This is a genomic window from Pseudochrobactrum sp. AO18b (genome assembly GCF_000409565.1).
GTDB lineage: Bacteria > Pseudomonadota > Alphaproteobacteria > Rhizobiales > Rhizobiaceae > Pseudochrobactrum > Pseudochrobactrum saccharolyticum.
Genome location: NZ_ANNO01000294.1, coordinates 1 through 4,330, shown reverse-complemented (window position 1 = coordinate 4,330; position 4,330 = coordinate 1). Strand labels below are relative to the sequence as shown.

3 protein-coding genes are annotated in these 4,330 nt (G+C 52.8%); 1 reads left to right on the top strand and 2 read right to left on the bottom strand.

Features of this window, described 5'->3' with window-relative positions; translation table 11 throughout:
• Positions 1-2,261, bottom strand: a 2,261-nt coding sequence (locus A918_RS20305) for a transglycosylase domain-containing protein (RefSeq protein ID WP_022711306.1), incomplete at its 3' end; no start/stop codon positions are given.
• A gap of 342 nt (positions 2,262-2,603) precedes the next feature.
• Between A918_RS20305 and A918_RS0112005 the strand changes: the two genes are divergently transcribed.
• Entirely contained in the window at positions 2,604-3,692 is a 1,089-nt protein-coding gene (locus tag A918_RS0112005) for an acyltransferase family protein (RefSeq protein ID WP_022711305.1), read from the top strand.
• 44 nt (positions 3,693-3,736) lie between these two features.
• Here A918_RS0112005 and A918_RS0112000 read toward each other — a convergent pair.
• Positions 3,737-4,330: ribonuclease D (locus tag A918_RS0112000; RefSeq protein ID WP_022711304.1), on the bottom strand; the 594-nt coding region annotated here is incomplete at its 5' end.

The window sequence follows — 4,330 nt, the reverse complement described above, 5'->3', positions numbered from 1 at the left end:
AGAGGTGTCGGATAGCCTGAATTATCCTGAACCGGTGGCGCTGTATTTCCAACCGGTGCAGGGTTTTCCTGCACGGAGATCGGCGGTTGCGCAGGCTGGTTTTGCTGAGACGGCAATTGTGCACCGTCAGGCTGGCGCGGTGCGCCGGGGGCTGGTGGCCAGTAAGTCTCATCATTTTCCGGCAAGGCAGGATAGCCGCTATTGCCTGATGCAGGCGGCTGCTGGCCTATACTGGCCGTTGCATCCGGCAGCTCGTCGCTACCACCCGGCAGCACATTCTGAATTTCATAAGTGCTCGGCAAATCAGCAACCGGCACACCTTTATGGGCGGCAGTCATGAAGGTTTTCCATGCCATTGCAGGCAGGCCGCCACCGGTGACTTTCTTGGTCGGTTTGCCGTCATCATTACCGAACCACACGCCGGTGGTCAGATTGGCCGTATAGCCGATGAACCACGCATCACGCGAGCTTTGGCTGGTGCCGGTTTTGCCCGCTGCAGGCCAGTTGCCGAATTTGGCGCGTTTTGCCGTGCCGTCTTCAACTGTGCGGCGCAGCATGGCATTCATCATACCCAGCACCTGCTCGGTAATAATCCGTTGCTGTTGTTCCGCCGGATATTCATAGAGCACATTGTCGTCATTACCGGTGATTTTGGTAATCATATGCACCGGTGCGCGATAACCACCATTGGCAAAAGGCACAAAAGCATCCGTCAGCTCCATCAGCGTGACTTCCGATGTGCCGAGTGCCAGTGAGGCATTGGTGGTGAGGGCGGACTGAATACCGAAACGATGGGCAGTATCGACCACGGCTTGCGGACCGACTTCCATTACCAGCTGCGCAGCAACCGAATTGAGCGAGTGAGACAGAGCTGTTGCCAGCGTTACTTCGCCGAAATATTTGCCGTTATAATTGCTTGGTGTCCATTTGCCGATGCGCACCGGCGCGTCATTGCGGATGGAGTCCGGTGTGCGTCCCTGCTCCAGTGCTGTCAGATAGACGAATGGTTTGAAAGTGGAGCCGGGCTGGCGGCGGGCTTCCGACGCGCGGTCAAACTGGCTGTTGGCATAGTCATAGCCGCCGATCATCGCGCGCACGGCACCGGTGCCGTCAATGGAGACGAGGGCGCCCTGACTGACATCCATTTTCTTGCCGTTCTGCGAAATCAGATCACGAATGGCCTCTTCACCAACCTTCTGCAAGTCCAGATCAACAGTGGTATGAATGGTTACGTCGCTTTTGGTTTCACCGATCAGCTTCGGCAGTTCAGACAATACGGCATCTGCAACATAATTTTCAGACCCTGACCAATAGGCAGCTGCACGTGTGGGCGGTTCGCTTTCGGCAATGGCTTGTTCTTTCAGACCGATCATCCCCTGATCGCGCATCGCTGCCAGCACCAGCTTGGCGCGGTCATTGGCAGCTTTCGGGTCGCGGGCAGGCGAGAGGCGTGACGGTGCTTTCAGCAGACCTGCCAGTGTGGCGGCTTCGGTGAGGTTCACATCCTTGGCAGATTTATCAAAATAGCGCCGTGAGGCGGCATCCACGCCATAGGCACCGGAGCCGAGATAAACACGGTTGAGATACATCTCCAGAATCTGGTCTTTGGTGTAAGTATGCTCCAACCACAAAGCGAGCATCACTTCCTGCACCTTACGTTCCAGTGTTCTGTCCGGTGAAAGAAACAGATTCTTAGCCAGCTGCTGGGTGATTGTAGAGCCACCCTGTACTGCACGGCCTTTGGTAATATTGGTAAAGACGGCGCGACCGAGACCAATCGGATCAACACCATAATGGGAATAGAAACGCCGGTCTTCGATGGCGATGACTGCTTGCGGAATGAAAGGCGACATTTCCCGCAAGCCGATAGCCTCGCCACCGGTCGTGCCGCGATTGGCAATCAGCTTGCCGTTTACATCAAGAATTTTGACATTCGGCGGACGGTCAGGAATAGCCCAGTCGCTGGTCGGCGGCATTTTGGCAGCGATATAAATCACCACACCGGCAAGGGCGATACCGCCCCACAGCATCAGGACAAATGACCAGTAGAACAGACGGCGCAGCCAGCGGAAAGAACCGGAAGCTTGCTCTTGCTTTTTTGATTTTCGGGAAGTGCGTTCAGGACGCGGTGCACGTTTTTTGGATGCGCTGCCATTCACGCGGTCACTCTCATCAATGCGCATTTCATCTTTATTGGCAGGCGTCTCTGGCTTTCCGAAGGACGGTTCTATGCGTCGGTCTTTTGAATCTCTGGAAGCCATATGCGTTGGTAAACCTGCTTAAAAAATTGAATAGCTGTGCTTTGCACCGTAATTGAGGCAGTTTAAAGAGCAGTAAAGTTTTGCTAACAGTATAATGCTGTCATCAGGGTTTTGAAATTATGCTTTGTATTCAAGAATGTACTTAAGAGCGCATACCGAAAAACGTGCAGCGGTTTTCGGTGAAAGATGCGCGTAATAGCAAATGGACAAAGCATTCTGATATTCTAACTAAAGCTGGAAATGCCCCAGTTCATCTAATGCAGGCCGCACACGAAAATACTATTCAGCTTTTGTGATATTTCATTATAGAAAACAGGTTAAACTGGTTCAGATAGGTATAGCGTGACACAACGAATTGACTGGGTCGATATCGCCAAAGGGATATGCATCATTTTTGTTGTGATGATGCATTCAACGCTGGGTGTGGAAGAGGCCGCCGGTCAGACCGGCTGGATGCATTATTTTGTCGCCTTTGCCAAACCGTTCCGTATGCCGGATTTCTTTCTGATCTCAGGCCTGTTTCTGAGTGCGGTGATCGACCGGCCGTGGCTACGCTATCTCGACCGTAAAGTCGTGCATTTCCTGTATTTCTACGTGCTGTGGCTGACCATTCAGTTTGTTTTTAAAGCACCGGGCATCATGGCCGAGGGCGGTGTTTCCGGTGTCGTCGGTGCTTATTTGATGGCCTTTATCGAGCCTTTTGGCACGTTGTGGTTTATTTATATTCTGCCGTTTTTCTTTCTGGCGACACGTTTCATGCGTGACGTGCCGCATTGGCTGGTATTGACTATGCTGGCCATTCTGGAAATCCTGCCGATCCATACCGGCTGGATCATGATTGACGAATTCTGCTCACGCTTTGTCTATTTCTATGCCGGTTATGCACTGGCACCGCAGATTTTCCGTATGGCTGAATGGGTAGCGCGCAACAAAATGATTGCCGTAACCGGCCTGCTGCTCTGGGCTTTTGTCGAATATCAGATGGTGTTCACACCTGTACCGGAATTCGGCCAGTCGCTGCTGAGCGGACAGGCATGGCAGGCGGGCGGTCTGGGCGGCTATAGCGAATTGCCGCTGGTCTCGCTGTTCCTCGGCTTCCTTGGTGCGCTGGCGATTATCAGCGTATCATCGCTGCTCGCCTGTTTAAGCTCCGCGAATATTGTGCATCGGGTGCTGAGTTATCTCGGCGCACATTCCATTGTTGTGTATCTGGCATTCTTCCTGCCAATGGCGGTTACCCGCACAGTGCTGCTTAAAACAGGTATCATTACCGATGTCGGCACGATTTCGCTGCTGACTGTGGCGATGGGCGTGATCCTGCCGGTTATTCTCTATGTGCTGATTGAGAAAACCGGCTACGGCCGCTTCCTGTTCGCACGGCCGCAATGGGCGATTATAGACCGCAGCGGGACTGTTCCGGTACGAGCGTAAGGCATATAATAAAAAAGCCCGCGAATATCGCGGGCTTTAATTCTTTAAGCGTGGGCGAAAATGTCCTGCTCGTCCCAGCCCATCAGATCAAGTTCTGCACGGGTTGGCAGGAATTTAAAGCAGGCTTCAGCCTGTTTCTCACGACCATCGCGTTGCAGACGATATTCCAGAACTTTTTTCAGACGATGCAGATAGAGAACATCGGACGCTGCATATTCAAGCTGCGCCTGAGACAGGGTTTCCGCTGCCCAGTCGGATGACTGCTGTTGCTTGGAAATGGATACTTCCAGAAGCTCCGAGCAGATTTCTTTCAGACCGTGGCGATCCGTATAGGTGCGGGTCAGTTTAGAGGCGATCTTGGTGCAGAAAACCGGCTGCGGCATCACGCCGAATGTATGTGCCAGCACTGCCAGATCAAAACGGCCGAAATGGAAGATTTTAGTGATCGAACGGTCTTTGAGCAGCTTGACCAGATTAGGGGCTTTTTTCAGCCCCTTTTCGATCTGGATAATATCCGCGGTGCCGTCACCCGGTGAAATCTGTACGACACACAGACGGTCACGCAGAGGATTGAGCCCCAGCGTTTCCGTATCAATAGCGACGGAATCCACCTGATAATTATCAAGATCAGGCAGATC